The organism is Rhizobium sp. Rhizsp82 (genome assembly GCF_047325115.1).
Lineage (GTDB): Bacteria > Pseudomonadota > Alphaproteobacteria > Rhizobiales > Rhizobiaceae > Rhizobium.
Genome location: NZ_CP168570.1, coordinates 1,717,423 through 1,734,793, shown reverse-complemented (window position 1 = coordinate 1,734,793; position 17,371 = coordinate 1,717,423). Strand labels below are relative to the sequence as shown.

Here is a 17,371-nt window from a genome sequence, read left to right as displayed (position 1 = left end):
GCGCTCCGCCGGCCGGCTAACGGGCTTGCGGGAACGGCCAGTCGATGACGCCGCCGGCATAGAGCGCCCACCAGACAAAAACCGGTTGAAAGGCCAGCCGCGGCACATGATAGAGCCAGGCATAGGTACTGGCGTCGACCGCCGACAATCCGTCGATCGCATGCTTGATATTGGCGGGATAGACGCAGACCGCATAGGCGGCGAGCCCAATCCCTGCGGCGGCGCGAAAGGGCGACGAAAGCAGCCCGGCCGCGGCTGCCACCTCGCATGCGCCGGTGATGAAGACAACAGCAGCCGGAAACGGCACCAGAGCCGGCATGATCCTGAGAAACGGACCCGGTAGCAGCATGTGAAGGATGCCGACGGTCAGGTAGATCGCCGACAGCACAAGCCGCCACCAAAATCTCGATTCCAGGGATGGTTCAAACCACATCCCAATGTGCACGGCCATTCAATCCTCGCATCGCGCTTCACAGACGTTGATACGAAGGTGATCGGTTTGTGGATGTGTCCGATTGGAACGACGCTGGTGCAAACGCTCAAATCCGGCGCAGGATTTTCTTGCGCAATCTCCATTCAATTAAACCCGCTTAAAGGAAAAAGCCTTACAAATGCGGGGATTGGCGCGTCTGGGTTCATTAGTACTGCATGAATACAACCTGGCAAATACTGATCGGCAATCTTGCCATCGTTGCACTTGTGATCTCGATCTGGGCTCACATCTATTTCCGATTCCGGCTGATGACCGACCTGCAGACGAAGCTTGCCTTCGGCGCGGTGATGGGCGCCGGGACGATGGCTTCGATGATGATGTCGGTGCCACTCAGCAATGGCGTCTTCATCGACCTGCGCTATTCGCTGGTCGCCATCTCCGCGCTGTTCGGCGGCGCGCCTTCCGCCATTCTGACGATCCCGCTGGCCGTCGCCTTCCGCCTGCAGATGGGTGGCGCCGGCGCGCTTGACGGAATGATCAGCATTGCCTGCGTCGGTGCGGTGTCGCTGACGCTGCGGGTGCTGCAGAAGCGCCGCAAGGCGAGGCTTGCCGATACGTTCATTCTCGGCGCGCTGGTTTCGGTAACACTGTTGGCGACGATGCTGGTCCTGCCGGCGCAGATCAGCGCCATGGCGCTGCAGCTGGTTGGCGTGCCTGCTGTCGTGCTGAATTTCGGCGCGATCGTCGTTGCCGGTGCGCTGCTCCTGCAGTTCGAGCATATGGCGCTGGACCGCGATCTCTTGACCGCGGCGCTGACGCAGACGCCGGATTTCCAATATGTTAAGAACCGCGACAGCGTCTTCGTCGTCGTCAACCGCAATGTCGCCGAGCATCATCATTTCACTTCTCCGGAAGCGATGGTGGGCGCCACGGATTTCCACATCGCCACCCAGCGCCGCGCCGAAGTCTTGTTTGCCGAAGAGCAGGCGCTGATGCGCAGCGGCGAAGCGTTGATCAACAAGATCGAGCCGCTGCAGCAGGGTGACAAGGAGCACTGGTTCCGCACCTCGAAAGTGCCGCTGCGCGACCGTGACGGAATCGTCATCGGCCTTGCGGGCGTCACCCGCGACATTACCGAGGAACGCAGCATCGAGCGCGAGCTGCGCGCGAACCGCAACATGCTCTCGCACGCGATGTCCGGCATGTCCGATGGCTTTGCGATGTACGATCCGAAGGGCGATCTCGTTTACGCCAATCCGCAGTATGCGCATCTCTTCCCGCTCTCCGGCGTGGTGCGCGTTGCCGGCTTCAACATTCGCGACATCCTGCGCAAGGCGGTCGAAACGCAGGAGCGCCGCAGCTTTCCGGCCGAGATCGACGAAGAGTGGATCGAGACCGCAGCACGCGACCTGCACCGCGACAAGGACGAGGAAATCGACCTCTATGACGGCCGTTGGCTGAGCCTGCGCACCCGCATGACCGCCGATGGCATGGCGCTGGTCGTCGTCTCCGACGTGACCGCGATGAAGCAGGCCGAGCATTCGCTGCGCGCCGTTGCCGACCGGATGAAGAGCCTTGCCGATACCGACGGCCTGACCGGCATCGTCAACCGCCGCGCCTTCGACGAAGCTCTCGCATTGGCGCTCGCCCGCAGTGTTCGCGAGCGCACGCCGCTCAGCCTGCTGATGATCGATGTCGACCGGTTCAAGGCCTATAACGACACCTATGGTCATCTGGCCGGCGACGAATGCCTGAAGGCTGTTACCGACTGCCTGCGCAAGGCGGCCCGGCGCGATACCGATATCGTCGCCCGCTTCGGCGGCGAGGAATTCGTCGTGCTGATGCCCGAAGCCGACGAGGCGGATGCCTCCCGCGTTGCCGAACAGTTCCGCGATGCGCTGCATGCACTGAACCTGCCGCATACCGGCAGCGAGTTCGGACGGGTGACGGCGAGCGCCGGCATTGCCGTCAAGCAGAGCCGTGCCCGCGCGACGACGCCTGCAGAATTCATGCAGCATGCCGACGAGGCGCTTTACGACGCCAAGCGCAATGGCCGCGACCGGATCTCGATCTGGGAATCGCCGGCCAATGCACGGACGGCAAACGGCTAGGCGATATCCAAGAGCAGAGCGCAGTGATCGGAAACTTCGGGCTCCCTGACGACCTCGAAGCGAGTAACGCTTACGCCCGGCGAAACCAGCATGTAATCGGCAAAGCGGCCGTCCTTCGGATAGAGCGAGGTGCGCGTTCCCGCAACGCCGCCTGATGTGACGAGCTCGGTGAGGCCGAGCTGGCCCAGGATCTCGAAGGTGGCGCTATCGGGCAGCACGTTGAAATCGCCGCAGACGACGAGCGGTTCATCCTGCCCGCGGATACGCCCGATCAATGCGACCAGCGCCTCGGCTTGCGCCAGTCTGGCCGGTGTATCGCCCTTGCCGGCCATGTCGCGCAGGCCATGCAGCTGGGCAACGACAAGCGGGCGGCCTGAGGCGTAGTCGAAGAGGCGCAAAACCTGCGCGTTGCGCGGGCGCGGATGGGCGCCGTAACCATCGGGCGAAAAGGCGCCGTGGATGAAGTCCATCGCCTGGCCGCAGATGGCGAGCGAGCGGTGGACGAAGGTGGCGAGGCCGAATTCGGAGGGAACGGCTGTCTCGCGATCCAGAAGCTCACCGCGCGAGGCGGGAGCGAAAATGCCGTCATGCTCCGGCAGAACGGCCTTCACCTCGTCGAACAGATTGGCGCGCTGCGGCAGTATGTGGCTGCCGTCGCGATATTCCAGCCAGCCGCTCGTGACGCCGACGGAACGGGTGACTTCCTGCAGGCAGATGATATCGGCTTTGACGCCGGCAAGATAATCGATCAGCGGCTGATGGATCTTGCCGCCCCAGGCGTTCAGAGAAATGATCCGCAGTGCCGCCTCCCCCGCTTTGCCTGCCTACTTCTTCTTGTAGGGTGCCATGCCCATGCGCGCCAGTTCGTCGGCGCGTTCGTTTTCCGGATGGCCGGCATGGCCCTTGACCCAGTGCCACTTGACCTTGTGGCGCTGATTGGCGGCATCGAGCGCCTGCCAGAGCTCGCCGTTCTTCACCGGCTTCTTGTCGGCGGTCTTCCAGCCGTTCTTCTTCCAGCCGAAGATCCACTTGGAGATGCCGTCCATGACATATTTGCTGTCGGTGTGGAGATCGACCTCGCAGGGCGTGTTCAGCGCCGAGAGAGCCGAGATTGCCGCCAGCAGCTCCATGCGGTTGTTAGTGGTCTCGGCTTCGCCGCCCGACAGTTCCTTCTCGACCTCGCCATAGCGCAGGATCGCCCCCCAGCCGCCAGGGCCGGGATTGCCGGAGCAGGCACCATCGGTGAAAATCTCGACGTGCTTCATGCCGAAAGCCCGTATTCGGCGGCCGACTTGATCTGCCGGTGGAAGCGCAGCTTGCGCAGATATTCGAGCGGGTCCTTCTTGGTGACCATGGCGCCCTCAGGCGTGGTCAGCCAGTCGTAGAGGCGCGTCAGGAAGAAGCGCAGCGCCGAGCCGCGCGCCAGGATCGGAAGAGCCGTGCGTTCTGCTTCGCTCAGCGGGCGCACACTCTGGTAGGCGTCGAGGAAGGCCGTGCCCTTGGTGATGTTATAGGCGCCGTCCTTTTCGAAGCACCAGGCGTTCAGGCAGATCGAGACGTCGTAGGCGAGCAGGTCGTTGCAGGCGAAGTAGAAGTCGATCAGGCCGGAGAGCGTATCGCCGAGGAAGAAGACGTTATCGGGGAAGAGATCGGCATGGATGACGCCTGAAGGCAGATCCTTCGGCCAATAGGCCGAGAGGAAGTCCATTTCGGCGCGAACTTCGTCCGACATGCCCTTCTCGACCTCGTCGGCGCGGGCTTCGGACTTCTCCCACAGCGTCTTCCAGCCATCGATGGACAGCGCGTTGGGCCGCTTCAGCTCGAAGCCTTCACCGGCGATATGCATCTGCGCCAGCGCCTTGCCGACTTCGCGGCAGTGCTTCGCCTCGGGCTTGCGCAGCCACATGCCTTCGAGGAAGGAGATCAGCGCCGCCGGACGATCGGACAGGCGCCCAAGCAGCGCGCCATCCCTACGCGGCAGCGGCAGCGGGCAGGACAGGCCGCGGGCGGCCAGGTGATGCATCAGCCCGAGAAAGAACGGCAGATCGGATTTCTCGACGCGCTTTTCATAGAGCGTCAGGATCAGCGGATCCTTCGAGGTGTGCAGCAGGAAATTCGAGTTCTCGACGCCCTCGGCAATGCCCTTGTAGGAGAGCAGCTCGCCGGTCTCATATTCCGTCAGGAACCACTTCAGATCGTCTTCGGAGATATCGGTGTAAACGGCCAAGGTGCGGTCTCACGGTCGGTTCGATAGAGTGGAAGCCTTCAGGGCGCGGGATACCCCCTCTGCCCTGCCTGATATCTCCCCCACAAGGGGGGAGATCGGCCTGCGGTGGAGCTTTCCCCAAACAAATCATCTTGGAGCGCGCGGCAGCACAGAGGCAAGTGCCCCCGCAACGCCGCGCTAGCCGTTCACGAAAGCCATATCCGCCGCGGTCAGCTCGATATTGCGGAGCTCGCGGTTGACGAGGAAGTGTTCGTTTTCCTGCACCGTCTCGGCAAGCTCGACCTGGGCAGCGAAACGGGCGCGAAAGGCTTCGATGATCTCGTTGACGATGACCTCGGGGGCCGACGCGCCGGCGGAGAGGCCGAGCGTCGAGATCTGGCCGATCTCGTCCCAGTTCAGTTCGGAGGCGCGCTGCACCAGGATCGACTTCGTCGCCCCTGCCCTCAGCGCCACTTCGACGAGGCGCTTGGAATTGGACGAGTTCGGTGCACCGACGATGATGAAGAGATCGCAGCCGGGCGCCGCCTGCTTGACGACTTCCTGGCGGTTGGTCGTGGCATAACAGATGCTGTCTGCGGCCGGCGCCGTCAGGTTCGGGAAGCGCTGCTGAAGGCGGGCAATGACGCCGGCGGTGTCGTCGACCGAGAGCGTCGTCTGTGTCACGTAGCCGAGATTGTCGGGGTCGACCGGCTGATAGGTATCGGCATCCTCGACGGTCTCGATCAGCGAGACCGAGCCTTCGGGCAGCTGGCCCATCGTGCCGATGACTTCCGGATGGCCGGCATGGCCGATCAGCACGACGTGGCGGCCGAGACGATTGTGGCGCATCGCCTGCTTGTGGACCTTGGAGACCAGCGGGCATGTGGCGTCGAGATAGAAGAGGTTGCGGCTGTTGGCATCCTCGGGAACCGACTTCGGCACGCCATGCGCCGAGAAGACGACCGGCTGGGCGCGGTGTTCTTCCGGGATCTCGTTGAGCTCCTCGACGAAGACGGCACCCTTGGCTTCCAGGCCCTCGACGACATAGCGGTTATGGACGATCTCGTGGCGGACATAGACCGGGGCGCCGTAGGATTTCAGCGCCAGAACGACGATCTGAATGGCGCGGTCGACGCCGGCACAGAAGCCGCGCGGCCCGCAAAGCCTGATCGTCAGAGGAGGTTTCGCTGCGATATTCATGTTCAAGTCCGATGTCCGTCGTCCCGGGTGTCTAGCCCAATATGGGGACGAATTGAAGCAATACTATTGCGCGGGAGCGCCGCGGCGGCCGCGGAACCAGGAGACGCCGACGACGCCGACCAGCACGGCGGCCAATCCGTACCAGGTGAAGGCGTATTCCAGGTGGTTGTTGGGCAGGTCGATCTCGGTGACGCCGCCGATTGGGAAGCCCTTCGGGTTCGGGGTCGAATCCGCATCGATGAAGAAGGGCACGACCTTCGAGGCATCGAAGCCGTCGCTCGATGCCATCGCGTCGATATCCTTCCAGTAGAAGATGTTCTTGGCGATGTCGTTATCAGGCACCACCCAGGAGGGCTTGCCGGGCAAGCGGTTGCGGGCGAGGCCGGTGACGCTCTGCTCGCCGGTCAGCTGGCCCTGCATGCGCATTTCCGGCTCCTTATTCTCATAGGGAACGAAGCCGCGATTGACGAAGAGGTAGCGGCCGTCGGCGAGCTCGAGCGGCGTATAGACGTAGAAGCCCGCCTCCCCACGCCAGGTGGCGAGGAAGTGGCGCTCCTTGTTGTTGACGTAGCGGCCGGTGACGGTGACCGGGCGATATTCGATATCGGTGCCGGAAGAGAGCATCTGCTCGATATCGGCAAGCTGCACCGGAGCGGCATTGCGGCGCGCGGCGATATCGGCGAGCAGGCCTTCCTTCCAATAGAGACGCTCGACCTGCCAGGTGCCGAGGGAAATGAGAATGGCGAGCGCGATCAGCACCGCGATGCCGGTGAAGACCGGCAGCTTGCGGCGCGCGGCCGGGATGTTCATGTCAGTCACTCAGGCGTCCTTCACGGGCATTGTGGCGGTATTGCATGGCGATCAGGATGCCTTTGCACCAGCGCAGCGTCAGCAGCGACAGGATGATCGTCAGCGGGCCGAAGAGCAGGATGTGCAGCCAGATCGGCGGCGCGTAATTGACCTCGAGCCAGAGCACGCTGCCAATGACGACGAAGCCGACGAGCAGGATGACAAAGACGGCAGGACCATCGCCCGAATCGGCAAAGGCATAATCCAGGCCGCAGGCGGCGCAGCGCGGCTTCAGCGACAGCAGGCCGTCGAACAGCTTGCCATTGCCGCAGCGCGGGCAGCAGCCCTTGATGCCTGTCTTGACCGGATCGACCGGAGGAAAGAGAGCGGTGTCTTCTTGCATGTGGATTCCCGTGGCGTCACCTAAAGCCGCCTTAACTCTCCCATAAAGTATCCGCAGGACGAAGGGAAATACCTGCGCGATTTCGCCTCAGCGATTCGGGCCAATCAGAAAAGAAGAGACATGAGCACCGACAGCACCGCAGCCCAGATCGTCATTCTCAACGGGGCGCCGCGCAGCGGCAAGACGACGATCGCGCGCGCCATACAGCAGCAATTCGACGGGCCGTGGCTCAATTTCGGCGTCGACAACTACAATGCGATGACGCCGTCGCAATATCTGCCGGGCATCGGGCTGCGGCCGGGCGGCGAGCGGCCGGATCTCGAGGAGTTCGTGCCGTTCTTCTATGCCGCGCTCTACGAATCGATCGCCATCCATGCCGGGCTCGGGATCAATGTCGTGGCCGATCTCGGCCATCACGACGCCTATTCGCAGCCGCTCGGGATTCTGGCCGATTGCGCGCGCCGGCTCGATGGTTTCCCGGTGCTTTTCGTCGGCGTGCGCTGCCCGCTGGAGGTGATCATGAAGCGGCGGGAGATCGACGAGCCGGGCCGCGAGGAACTCTATGCGAGGGCAAGCGCCGAGATCGCCGTGCCTGATGCTGTCAGGCGCTGGCAGGACGAGGTGCACAAGCCCGGCATCTACGATCTCGAAGTCGATACGTCGCTCCTGACGCCCTATGAATGCGCCGAGGCGATCCGCCAACAACTCGATATCGGCATACCCGACCCTTCCGCCTTCGAGCGGATCGCCGGGGCGCGGTGAGGACAAAGAAAAAGGCGGGCGCCGATGGCACCCGCCTTTTCTATTGTCCGTGTGAACCGGATCAGCCGTGGGCGACCGGTGCACCCCATCCACCCCAGATGTAGATGGAGAAGAACAGGAACAGCCAGACGACGTCGACGAAGTGCCAGTACCAGGCGGCCGCTTCGAAGCCGAAATGCTGCTTCGGCGTGAAGTCGCCGCGGATCGCGCGCACCAGGCAGACCAGCAGGAAGATCGTGCCGATCAGAACGTGGAAGCCGTGGAAGCCGGTCGCCATGAAGAAGGTCGCGCCGTAGATCGATGCCTTGAAGGCGAACGGAGCGTGGGCGTATTCGTAGGCCTGGACGAAGGAGAACAGGATGCCGAGCAGCACGGTCAGCGTCAGGCCCTGGATGAGGCCCTTGCGGTCGTTGTGCAGCAGAGCATGGTGCGCCCAGGTAACCGTCGTGCCCGAGAGGAGCAGGATGACGGTGTTGTAGATCGGCAGGTGCCAGGGATCGAGGACTTCGATGCCCTTCGGCGGCCACTGACCACCGGTGAAGGCAAGACGCGAGGCCTGGATCGCTTCGTGCGGATAGAGGCTGGCGTCGAAATAGGCCCAGAACCAGGCAACGAAGAACATCACTTCCGAAGCGATGAACATGATCATGCCGTAGCGCAGGTGCAGCGAGACGACGCGCGTGTGGGCACCCTCATGGGCTTCCTTCACGGTATCGGCCCACCAGCCGTACATGACGTAGAGGATCAGCGCGAGGCCGATGAAGAACAGCCACGGATGAGCCCACTCGACACCGAAGAGGTGCAGCGAGCCGCCGTTCAGATAGCGCATGTAGCCGACGCCACCGAAGGTGATGATGAAGGCGCCGATCGAGGCGAGCAGCGGCCACGGGCTCGGATCGATAATATGGTAGTCGTGATTCTTTTGATGCGCGTCGGCCATCTCTAATCCCCGGATCTCTTCCTCGCTCGCCCCCGGCATAGCCGGAAACGAACCTCAATCAAAGTTTCTTTTCAACCTTCTCCGCTCCACCCTCATTCGAAGCCAGCGGCTTCGGTCCCTCTTTCGGGTAGAACGTATAGGATAGCGTGACCGTGTGAATGTCCTTCGACTCCACGGCCTTGGTAATTTCCGGATCGATGTAGAACACCACCGGCATTTCAAGCTTTTCGCCCGGCTTCAGGTCGGTCTCGTTGAAGCAGAAGCACTGGACCTTGTTGAAATAGGCCCCGGCTTCGCCTGGCGTAACGTTGAACACGGCCTGGCCGCGCTGGGTTTCGTTCGAGCGATTCTCGGCGATGAAATTCACCTGGATCGTCTCGCCGATGCGCGGATTGACTTCGCGCTGGACCGGCTTGAACTCCCAGAAGAGACCCGGAGCGACATTGGCGTCGAAGGTGACGCGCATCTTGCGGTCGAGGATCTCGGTCGACGCCTGTTCGACGCGCTGCGTCGTGCCGTTGTAGCCGGTGATCTGGCAGAACATGCGATAGAGCGGAACGGCTGCGTAGCTCATCGCGCCCATGCCGACGACGAAGCTCAGGCACATGAAGACGACAGCGCCGTTGTTGCGGCCCGGCTTCTTCGGTGCGTTGGCGGTGTCGCTCATCGGCTCAGCCTCCATGTCCCAGGAATTTCACGATGGTGATCAGGTAGAACAAAACGCAGAGACCGGCGAGAACGAGGCCGAGTGCCACGTTGCGGTTCCGGCGCGACTTGCGCTGCGCTTCGGTCAGCTTCACGGTTTCCATCAGATGATACCTCCTGCATGGAAGACCAGGATCGATGCCAGCCGGTCGAACATCAGCGCGGAGAAGATCGCGAAGAGATAGAAGATCGAGAAAGCGAAGAGCTTCTTGGCCGGGATCATCTTTTCATCGCCATCCGGCATGCGCCAGACGGCGATGGAACAGCTTATGAAGACGGTGCCGAGCAGCGTCGCGACAAGACCGTAGCCGAAGCTCGCAAAGCCGAGCAGCGACGGGATGACGCCGCAGATGGCGGTCAGCACCGCATAGGCGACGATCTGGTGCTTGGTGGTGCGCTCACCCGAGACGTTCGGGAGCATCGGGACGCCGACGGCTTCGTAATCGCGCATCTTGAAGAGCGCGAGAGCCCAGAAATGTGCGGGCGTCCAGAGGAAGATGATGAGGAACAGTACGGTGCTTTCGATGGTGACCGAGTTGGTCACGCAGGCCCAGCCGATCATCGGCGGGAAGGCACCGGCAGCGCCGCCAATGACGATGTTCTGCGGCGTCGAGCGCTTCAGCCACATCGTATAGACGATCGCGTAGAAGAAAATCGTGAAGGCGAGGATGCCGGCCGACAGCCAGTTGACGGCGAGGCCGAGGATCGTCACCGAGAAGCCCGAGAGCACCAGGCCGAAGGCCAGCGCTTCCTTGGGCTGAATGCGGCCCGCGGGGATCGGGCGCTGCGCCGTGCGCGTCATGACAGCGTCGATATCGGCGTCATACCACATGTTGAGCGCACCCGACGCGCCAGCGCCGACGGCAATGCAGAGGATCGAGATCAGGCCGAGAACGGGATTGATTTGACCCGGCGCCAGCACCAGGCCGGCAAAAGCCGTGAAGACCACGAGCGACATGACGCGCGGCTTCAGAAGCTCGAAATAATCGCGCGCGCCCGCTTCCGAAAGGCGGAGTTCGCCTTCCTCTGCAAGTGCCTCGTGATTGTCGATGACCGTCATTATTCCGTCCTGCTCGGCTCAAGCGCGTTGCGATCCTTCAGATCGGCTGTATGCGCTCTGGCCTCTTGTTTTTCCGCATGCCCTACCGCGTCATGCGTTAAGGCCGGACGCCGCATCGGAATGCGGCGCCCGGAATTTGGAGCATCTTACTTGATGCGCGGGAGCTGTTCCCACTGGTGGTACGGCGGCGGCGAAGGCAGCTGCCACTCGAGCGTCGTTGCGCCCTCACCCCACGGATTGTCGCCAGCGAGGCGCTTCTTGGCGAAGGCTTCGAAGACACCGTAGAGGAAGATCAGCACGGCGAAGGCCGAGATGTAGGAGCCGATCGAGGAAACGTAGTTCCAGCCGGCAAATGCATCCGGATAGTCGATGTAACGGCGCGGCATGCCGGCGAGACCGAGGAAGTGCTGCGGGAAGAACACCAGGTTGACGCCGATGAACATGACCCAGAAGTGCAGCTTGCCGAGGAACTCGTTGTACATGTAGCCGCTCATCTTCGGGAACCAGTAGTACCAGGCAGCGAAGATGGCGAAGACGGCGCCGAGCGACAGAACGTAGTGGAAGTGAGCCACGACGTAGTAGGTGTCATGCAGCGAGCGGTCGAGACCGGCATTTGCCAGCTGAACGCCGGTGACGCCACCAACCGTGAACAGGAAGATGAAACCGATCGCCCAGACCATCGGCGTGCGGAACTCGATCGAGCCACCCCACATCGTTGCGATCCAGGAGAAGATCTTCACGCCCGTCGGAACGGCGATGACCATCGTCGCGAAGACGAAGTAGCGCTGCGCGTCGAGCGACAGGCCGACCGTGTACATGTGGTGGGCCCAGACGACGAAGCCGACGGCACCGATGGCGACCATGGCGTAGGCCATTCCGAGGTAACCGAAGATCGGCTTGCGCGAGAAGGTCGAGATGATGTGGCTGACGATGCCGAAGCCCGGCAGGATCAGGATGTAGACTTCCGGGTGACCGAAGAACCAGAACAGGTGCTGGTAGAGGATCGGGTCACCGCCGCCTTCCGGCGCGAAGAAGGTCGTGCCGAAGTTACGGTCGGTCAGCACCATGGTGATGGCGCCAGCCAGAACCGGCAGCGAGAGCAGCAGCAGGAAGGCCGTGATCAGAACAGCCCAGGCGAAGAGCGGCATCTTGTGCAGCGTCATGCCCGGTGCGCGCATGTTCAGGATCGTGGTGATGAAGTTGATCGCGCCGAGGATCGACGAGGCACCGGCGACGTGCAGCGAGAAGATCGCGAGGTCGACGGCAGGACCCGGCTGGCCCGCGGTTGCGAGCGGCGGATACATCGTCCAGCCACCGCCAGCGCCGTAAGCACCGGCCGGGCCTTCGACGAACATCGACAGCACGAGCAGCAGGAAGGCCGGAACGATCAGCCAGAAGGAGATGTTGTTCAGACGCGGGAACGCCATATCCGGGGCACCGATCATGATCGGAACCATCCAGTTGGCGAAGCCGCCGATCATCGCCGGCATGACCATGAAGAAGATCATGATGAGGGCGTGAGCGGTGGTGAAGACGTTGAACATGTGCTTGGCGCCGTCGATCGCGGCGTCGCCTTCGAAGCCGTAAACCATCGAGGCCAGACCGTGGAAGATCTGGATGCCAGGCTCCTGAAGCTCCATGCGCATGGCAACGGAGAGCGCGCCGCCGATGATGCCGGCGAAGATCGCGAAGATCAGGTAGAGCGTGCCGATGTCCTTGTGGTTCGTCGAGAAGAACCAGCGATTGACGAAGCTCGGCTTGTGCGAGTGATCGTGATGGTCGTCATGCGCATGTGCGTCATGGCCATGATGATCATGAGAATGATCGTGGGCGGAACCAGCCATTTTTCCGAGTCCCTTCTAGATTAATGAGCGTTTTCGGCGACATCGACGGTCTTTGCAGGACCATCGGTGGCAGCCATGAGAGCCTTGTAGGCTCCGGGAAGATCGGAAGCGGCAGCCGTGAGCCACTGCTTGTACTTGTCTTCGGAAACGACGCGGATCGCGATCGGCATGAACGCATGGTCCTTGCCGCAGAGCTCGGAACACTGGCCGTAGAACAGGCCTTCGCGCTCGGTCTTGAACCAGGTTTCATTGAGGCGGCCCGGAACGGCGTCGATCTTGACGCCGAAGGACGGCATTGCGAAGGCGTGGATCACGTCCGTCGGAGCGGCGGTCACGAGAACGCGAACGACCTTGTTGACGGGCAGGATGATTTCGTTGTCAACGGCCAGCAGGCGCGGATAGGTCGCCAGATCCGTTTTGCCGGCAGCGGCACGATCCGGATCCTTCAGGAGGTAGGAATCGAAGGCCAGCGGATTGTCGCCGGTGCCTTCATATTCGTAGTTCCACTGCCACTGGGTGGCGGTCGCCTTCAGCGTCACATCCGGATTTTCCGGAAGCGTCAGCTGCGCGGTGAGCAGGTTGAACGACGGAACGGCGAGGAAGAGAAGAACCAGGACCGGCCCCACGGTCCAGATAACTTCGATGACGGTGTTATGGCTCGTCTTCGACGGCACCGGATTGGCGCTCGCACGGAACTTCCAGCAGACGACGATGAGCAGGACCAGAACGAAGAGCGTGATCGGTACGATGAACCACAGCGTATATTGTTCGAACCAGCGGATTTCCCGCATAATCGGCGTTGCCGCCGGCTGCAGCGTTGCCTGCCACGGCATCGGCTGATCGGCATATGTGCCGGAAGCAAAAAGCAGACAGACCAGCGCGGTCAGAGCTGCATAAGCCTTCTTAATCACCTTAGTATCTCCCTCGAGCGCTTGACCTGCCTTAAATCGAACGCAGAATCCTTGCCATCTTCAGCGCTTCAAACCACAGTTTGCAACTGACCGCAACAGGCCAGAGCGATTGTCTATGCGGCATTTTTGCCAGAAGCCGATTCACAAGCAGGCACAAAACATTACCGAATATTTGCACCATCATACGGAAAAGGCTTACGCGGGCCAATCCAAAGCTCCAACATTATTGCGGAAAGGTCCTATTTCTGCCGTAGTCCCCCGGTTTTCACGGGGCAGGTCTTTTCATTTCCGGTCACGGCCTTCAACAATACCGTCACCGATTCGAATTCCAGAGGTTTTCATGGGTTTCCGTTCCCTTGTGCGGTCGTTTGTTCTGACCACCACTCTTGCAGCAGCAGCGGCAGCCCCCGTTTTCGCCCAGCAGCCGGCAGCCCCTGCCCCGGCCCAGCCCGCTCCCTCGCAGCCGGCACCGGCCCAGCAGGCCGCGCCCGGCCAGAGCCAGCCGCAGGCGCCGGGCACGGTGAAATCGAACCATGGCGCATGGTCCGTCGTCTGCGACAAGCCGGCCGGCGCTTCGGCCGAGCAATGCGCGCTGATGCAGAATGTCATCGCCGAGGACCGCCCTGAAGTCGGCCTCTCGGTCGTCGTTCTGAAGACGGCCGACCGTAAGTCGAAGATCCTGCGCGTGCTCGCCCCGCTCGGCGTGCTGCTGCCGAACGGCCTCGGCCTCAATGTCGACGGCAAGGATATCGGCCGCGCCTATTTCGTCCGCTGCTTTGCCGACGGCTGCTATGCCGAAGTCGTGCTCGAGGACGAACTCCTGAAGACCTTCCGCAGCGGCACCAGCGCCACCTTCATCGTCTTCCAGACGCCGGAAGAAGGCATCGGCATTCCCGTCGACCTGAAGGGCTTTGCCGAAGGCTACGACGCGCTTCCCTGATGTCGGCCCGATAGGGGCTTGCTCGAACTGCCCTGCGGTCCTACATCGGCTTTAAAGCATTCCTGCTTTGAAGCGGAGCATACCATCATGAATACCGATCTCCTGACGCTCTTCGATGCCGACGAAGCGACGACGCGCAAGCTCGTGGCCGAGGCGCTTTCCGGCTCCGACGACGGCGAGCTCTATATCGAGCACGCGCAGGCTGAATCGCTGATGTTCGACAATGGCCGCCTGAAGGGCGGCAGCTTCAACACCGAGCAGGGTTTCGGCCTGCGCGCCGTCGCCGGCGAAGCGGTGGGCTATGCGCATGCCGGCGACCTTTCGGTTTCGGCGCTGAAGCGCGCCGCTGATGCCGTCGGCGCCGTGACCCGCGGCTATTCCGGCAGCTATGCGGCTGCGCCCCAGGGCACCAACAAGAAGCTCTATACCGACGAGAACCCGATCGGCACGCCGACCTTCGAAGAGAAGGTGAAGATCCTCACCGATATCGATGCCTATCTGCGCAACAAGGATGACAAGGTGCGCCAGGTGACGGCCTCGGTCGCCGCCAGCTGGCAGGTGGTCGATATCCTGCGCGCCGACGGACACCGCGTCCGCGATATCCGGCCGATGACGCGCATCAACATCTCCGTCGTCGTCGGCGAAGGCGACCGGCAGGAGAGCGGCTCCTTCGGCCAGGGCGGCCGTATCGGCTTCGGCGATTTCATCACCGAAAGCAGCTGGCAGACCGGCGCCGACGAGGCACTGCGCCAGGCGCTCGTCAATCTCGAAGCGATCGAGGCGCCGGCAGGCACGATGGATGTCGTGCTCGGCTCCGGCTGGCCAGGCGTCATGCTGCACGAGGCCGTCGGCCACGGGCTGGAAGGCGATTTCAACAGGAAGAAGACTTCGGCCTTTGCCGGCCTGCTCGGCCAGATGGTTGCCGCACCGGGCGTGACCGTCGTCGACGACGGCACGATCGACAGCCGCCGCGGCTCTATCACCATCGACGACGAAGGCACGCCTTCGGCCTATAACGTCCTGATCGAGAACGGCAAACTGGTCGGCTACATGCAGGACCGGCAGAATGCCCGGCTGATGGGCATGGCGCCGACCGGCAATGGACGACGCCAGGGCTATTCGCATGTGCCGATGCCGCGCATGACCAACACCTACATGCTCGGCGGCGACAAGACGCCCGAGGAAATCATCGCGTCCGTCAAGAAGGGCGTCTATGCCGTCTCCTTCGGCGGCGGCCAGGTGGACATCACCTCGGGCAAATTCGTGTTCGGCTGCACCGAGGCCTATCTGATCGAGAACGGCAAGATCGGCGCGCCGATCAAGGGCGCCATGCTGATCGGCAACGGTCCGGATGCGATGAAGCGCGTCTCGATGATCGGCAACGACATGAAGCTCGATACCGGCATCGGCAATTGCGGCAAGGGCGGCCAGTGGGTGCCCGTCGGCGTCGGCCAGCCGCATCTGCGCATGGACCAGGTAACAGTCGGCGGCACACAAGCCTGACGCGGCAGGAGGCGGCGATGAGCGACATTGAGATCAGGCCCTTTGACATCGCCGATATCGACGGCGTCTTCTCCGTCATCCTGCCGATCCAGCGCGATGAATTCGGCATCGCCATCACCGCCGACGACCAGCCCGATCTCGCCGTCATCCCGGACTTCTACCAGGCCCGCAAGGGTCAGTTCTGGGTGGCCGATCTCGACGGCACGATCGTCGGCACGCTCGGCCTGAAGGACATCGGCAACAACCAGACGGCGCTGCGCAAGATGTTCGTGGCGGCCCATGTGCGCGGCCGCGAGCACAACGTCGCCGCCCGCCTGCTCGACGCGCTGTTTGCCCATGCTGAAGCCGAGGGGATCACCGACATCTTCCTCGGCACGACGGACAAATTCCTCGCCGCCCACCGCTTCTACGAAAAGAACGGCTTCAGCGAAATCAAGCGCGACGACCTACCGAGGTCTTTCCCGCTGATGGCGGTGGACAGCAAGTTCTACCGGCGGAAGGTCGGCGCCAAATCTTGAAAAACCCAACGAGTTGGGTTATCTTCGGCCATGGTGACAATCTTCCGGGCCGATGGGCTGAGGTTCGTGATCTTCGTCGATGACCATGAGCCTGCTCATGTGCATGTCTTCGGCGACGGCGAAGCGAAGATCAATCTTCTCGGATTGGGCGGAGAGCCTGAGCTGATCTGGGCCGACGGCATGAAGCGCGGCGATATCCGCAAGGCCATGAGGATCGTCGAGGAACAACGGGATGCCTTCCTTGAAAGCTGGAGGAATATCCATGGCTGAACTGACGGATAAGAACATCGACGACGCGCTGGCGCGTGGCAGGAACACGCGAGCCAGCGAGCCGCGGGCGCTTTCCGCACGTTTCGATGCGCGCAACGGCCGGATGATCATCGACCTCACCAATGGCTGCACCTTCGCCTTCCCTCCCCGCCTCGTGCAGGGGCTGGAAGATGCAGGGGATGGCGACTTAAGTACCGTCGAAATCCTTGGCGCAGGTTACGGCCTGCATTGGGAAGCGCTCGACGTCGATATCTCCGTTCCCGGTCTTCTCGCCGGAATATTCGGGACCAAATCCCATATGGCGCGCCAGGCGGGCAAAGCGACGTCGGCTGCGAAAGCCGAGGCGGCGCGGGCGAATGGCGCGAAGGGCGGTCGGCCTCGCAAATCGGCTGCCCAGTAATCTAAGGCCTGAACAGCCATTTGCGCTCGATTGCGGCTTCGAGATCGAGGCGGTTGTTGTGAGCGAAGAGGAGGATGTGGCCGAGGAGGTCGGCGGTTTCGTCGGCGAGGTCGCGGCTCATGTCGTCGGCGCTGCGGCCCTTGGCGCGGCCCCTGCCCGTCAGGCGGTTCCAGGCCTGGGTGAGTTCGCCCATTTCTTCCTGCAGCTTCAACAGAAACCAGTCGGGATCGCGCTCCAGGCAGTTGGCTTCGGCGTAGATTCTGGAGGCGCGTTCGAACTTGTCGGCGAGGTCTTCAAGCATATTCGTTCTCCTTTCGTACGCATGCAGGAGAACCGTGATTCCTCGCTTATGTCCAGAGCAGACGGCGGCCGGGGG

21 protein-coding genes are annotated in these 17,371 nt (G+C 62.3%); 7 read left to right on the top strand and 14 right to left on the bottom strand.

Annotated elements, in window-relative coordinates; genetic code table 11:
* Positions 1 to 16 precede the first annotated feature (16 nt).
* On the bottom strand, positions 17 to 451 hold the full coding sequence (locus tag ACEN84_RS13265) for a hypothetical protein (RefSeq protein ID WP_413711107.1): 435 nt from the start codon (positions 449 to 451) through the stop codon (positions 17 to 19).
* Positions 452 to 648: 197 nt separating this feature from the next.
* On the opposite strand from ACEN84_RS13265, the gene ACEN84_RS13260 reads away from it, so the two are divergent.
* A complete protein-coding gene (locus ACEN84_RS13260; RefSeq protein ID WP_413711106.1) occupies positions 649 to 2,544 on the top strand; it encodes a diguanylate cyclase in 1,896 nt (631 codons plus the stop codon).
* On the opposite strand, the gene ACEN84_RS13255 is transcribed toward ACEN84_RS13260, so the two are convergent.
* The 6 genes from ACEN84_RS13255 to ACEN84_RS13230 all read right to left on the bottom strand — a co-directional run bounded on the left by ACEN84_RS13255 (position 2,541) and on the right by ACEN84_RS13230 (position 7,142).
* On the bottom strand, positions 2,541 to 3,344 hold the full coding sequence (locus ACEN84_RS13255) for an endonuclease/exonuclease/phosphatase family protein (RefSeq protein ID WP_413711303.1): 804 nt from the start codon (positions 3,342 to 3,344) through the stop codon (positions 2,541 to 2,543). The genes ACEN84_RS13260 and ACEN84_RS13255 overlap by 4 nt on opposite strands.
* Before the next feature lie 24 nt (positions 3,345 to 3,368).
* Complete coding sequence (gene rnhA / locus ACEN84_RS13250; RefSeq protein ID WP_112712859.1) at positions 3,369 to 3,809, bottom strand: ribonuclease HI; 441 nt, start codon at positions 3,807 to 3,809, stop codon at positions 3,369 to 3,371.
* Positions 3,806 to 4,771, bottom strand: coding sequence for a homoserine kinase (locus ACEN84_RS13245; protein ID WP_413711105.1), 966 nt, complete (start codon positions 4,769 to 4,771; stop codon positions 3,806 to 3,808). The genes rnhA and ACEN84_RS13245 overlap by 4 nt, the downstream gene beginning before the upstream one ends.
* 177 nt (positions 4,772 to 4,948) lie before the next feature.
* Positions 4,949 to 5,950 (bottom strand): 4-hydroxy-3-methylbut-2-enyl diphosphate reductase, encoded by a 1,002-nt coding sequence (gene ispH / locus ACEN84_RS13240; protein ID WP_413711104.1) that lies wholly within the window; start codon positions 5,948 to 5,950, stop codon positions 4,949 to 4,951.
* A 63-nt stretch (positions 5,951 to 6,013) separates the two neighbouring features.
* Complete coding sequence (locus ACEN84_RS13235) at positions 6,014 to 6,769, bottom strand: SURF1 family protein (RefSeq protein WP_413711103.1); 756 nt, start codon at positions 6,767 to 6,769, stop codon at positions 6,014 to 6,016.
* Positions 6,762 to 7,142, bottom strand: coding sequence for a DUF983 domain-containing protein (locus tag ACEN84_RS13230; protein ID WP_203429461.1), 381 nt, complete (start codon positions 7,140 to 7,142; stop codon positions 6,762 to 6,764). Before ACEN84_RS13230 ends, ACEN84_RS13235 begins: the two co-directional genes overlap by 8 nt.
* Positions 7,143 to 7,262: 120 nt before the next feature.
* On the opposite strand from ACEN84_RS13230, the gene ACEN84_RS13225 reads away from it, so the two are divergent.
* Positions 7,263 to 7,904 carry a chloramphenicol phosphotransferase CPT family protein gene (locus ACEN84_RS13225; RefSeq protein WP_112712871.1) on the top strand — a complete coding sequence of 214 codons (642 nt, stop codon included), beginning with the start codon at positions 7,263 to 7,265 and terminating at the stop codon, positions 7,902 to 7,904.
* Positions 7,905 to 7,965: 61 nt separating this feature from the next.
* Here ACEN84_RS13225 and ACEN84_RS13220 read toward each other — a convergent pair whose 3' ends face one another.
* The 6 genes from ACEN84_RS13220 to coxB form a co-directional block, all read right to left on the bottom strand.
* Positions 7,966 to 8,844, bottom strand: a complete 879-nt coding sequence (locus ACEN84_RS13220; RefSeq protein WP_112712873.1) for a cytochrome c oxidase subunit 3 — start codon at positions 8,842 to 8,844, stop codon at positions 7,966 to 7,968.
* A 58-nt stretch (positions 8,845 to 8,902) separates the two neighbouring features.
* On the bottom strand, positions 8,903 to 9,511 hold the full coding sequence (locus ACEN84_RS13215; RefSeq protein ID WP_112714332.1) for a cytochrome c oxidase assembly protein: 609 nt from the start codon (positions 9,509 to 9,511) through the stop codon (positions 8,903 to 8,905).
* A 4-nt stretch (positions 9,512 to 9,515) separates the two neighbouring features.
* Complete coding sequence (locus ACEN84_RS13210) at positions 9,516 to 9,653, bottom strand: hypothetical protein (protein WP_165402624.1); 138 nt, start codon at positions 9,651 to 9,653, stop codon at positions 9,516 to 9,518.
* Positions 9,653 to 10,609: a heme o synthase gene (locus ACEN84_RS13205; protein ID WP_112712875.1), complete on the bottom strand. Its 957-nt coding sequence runs from the start codon at positions 10,607 to 10,609 to the stop codon at positions 9,653 to 9,655. Before ACEN84_RS13205 ends, ACEN84_RS13210 begins: the two co-directional genes overlap by 1 nt.
* Before the next feature lie 146 nt (positions 10,610 to 10,755).
* Positions 10,756 to 12,453, bottom strand: coding sequence for a cytochrome c oxidase subunit I (gene ctaD, locus ACEN84_RS13200; RefSeq protein ID WP_112712877.1), 1,698 nt, complete (start codon positions 12,451 to 12,453; stop codon positions 10,756 to 10,758).
* A gap of 20 nt (positions 12,454 to 12,473) precedes the next feature.
* Positions 12,474 to 13,364, bottom strand: coding sequence for a cytochrome c oxidase subunit II (gene coxB / locus ACEN84_RS13195; protein WP_413711102.1), 891 nt, complete (start codon positions 13,362 to 13,364; stop codon positions 12,474 to 12,476).
* Positions 13,365 to 13,704: 340 nt separating this feature from the next.
* Between coxB and ACEN84_RS13190 the strand changes: the two genes are divergently transcribed.
* From ACEN84_RS13190 to ACEN84_RS13170, 5 genes are all read left to right on the top strand, one after another.
* On the top strand, positions 13,705 to 14,304 hold the full coding sequence (locus tag ACEN84_RS13190) for an invasion associated locus B family protein (RefSeq protein ID WP_112712881.1): 600 nt from the start codon (positions 13,705 to 13,707) through the stop codon (positions 14,302 to 14,304).
* 87 nt (positions 14,305 to 14,391) lie between these two features.
* A complete protein-coding gene (gene tldD / locus ACEN84_RS13185) occupies positions 14,392 to 15,807 on the top strand; it encodes a metalloprotease TldD (RefSeq protein WP_112712909.1) in 1,416 nt (471 codons plus the stop codon).
* Between the two features lie 17 nt (positions 15,808 to 15,824).
* A complete protein-coding gene (locus ACEN84_RS13180; RefSeq protein WP_413711101.1) occupies positions 15,825 to 16,325 on the top strand; it encodes a GNAT family N-acetyltransferase in 501 nt (166 codons plus the stop codon).
* A gap of 30 nt (positions 16,326 to 16,355) precedes the next feature.
* Positions 16,356 to 16,595 (top strand): DUF4160 domain-containing protein, encoded by a 240-nt coding sequence (locus ACEN84_RS13175; protein WP_413711100.1) that lies wholly within the window; start codon positions 16,356 to 16,358, stop codon positions 16,593 to 16,595.
* A complete protein-coding gene (locus ACEN84_RS13170) occupies positions 16,588 to 16,995 on the top strand; it encodes a DUF2442 domain-containing protein (protein WP_413711099.1) in 408 nt (135 codons plus the stop codon). Before ACEN84_RS13175 ends, ACEN84_RS13170 begins: the two co-directional genes overlap by 8 nt.
* 1 nt (position 16,996) lies before the next feature.
* Here ACEN84_RS13170 and ACEN84_RS13165 read toward each other — a convergent pair whose 3' ends face one another.
* Positions 16,997 to 17,296 (bottom strand): pyrophosphatase, encoded by a 300-nt coding sequence (locus ACEN84_RS13165; RefSeq protein ID WP_413711098.1) that lies wholly within the window; start codon positions 17,294 to 17,296, stop codon positions 16,997 to 16,999.
* Positions 17,297 to 17,371: the final 75 nt, after the last annotated feature.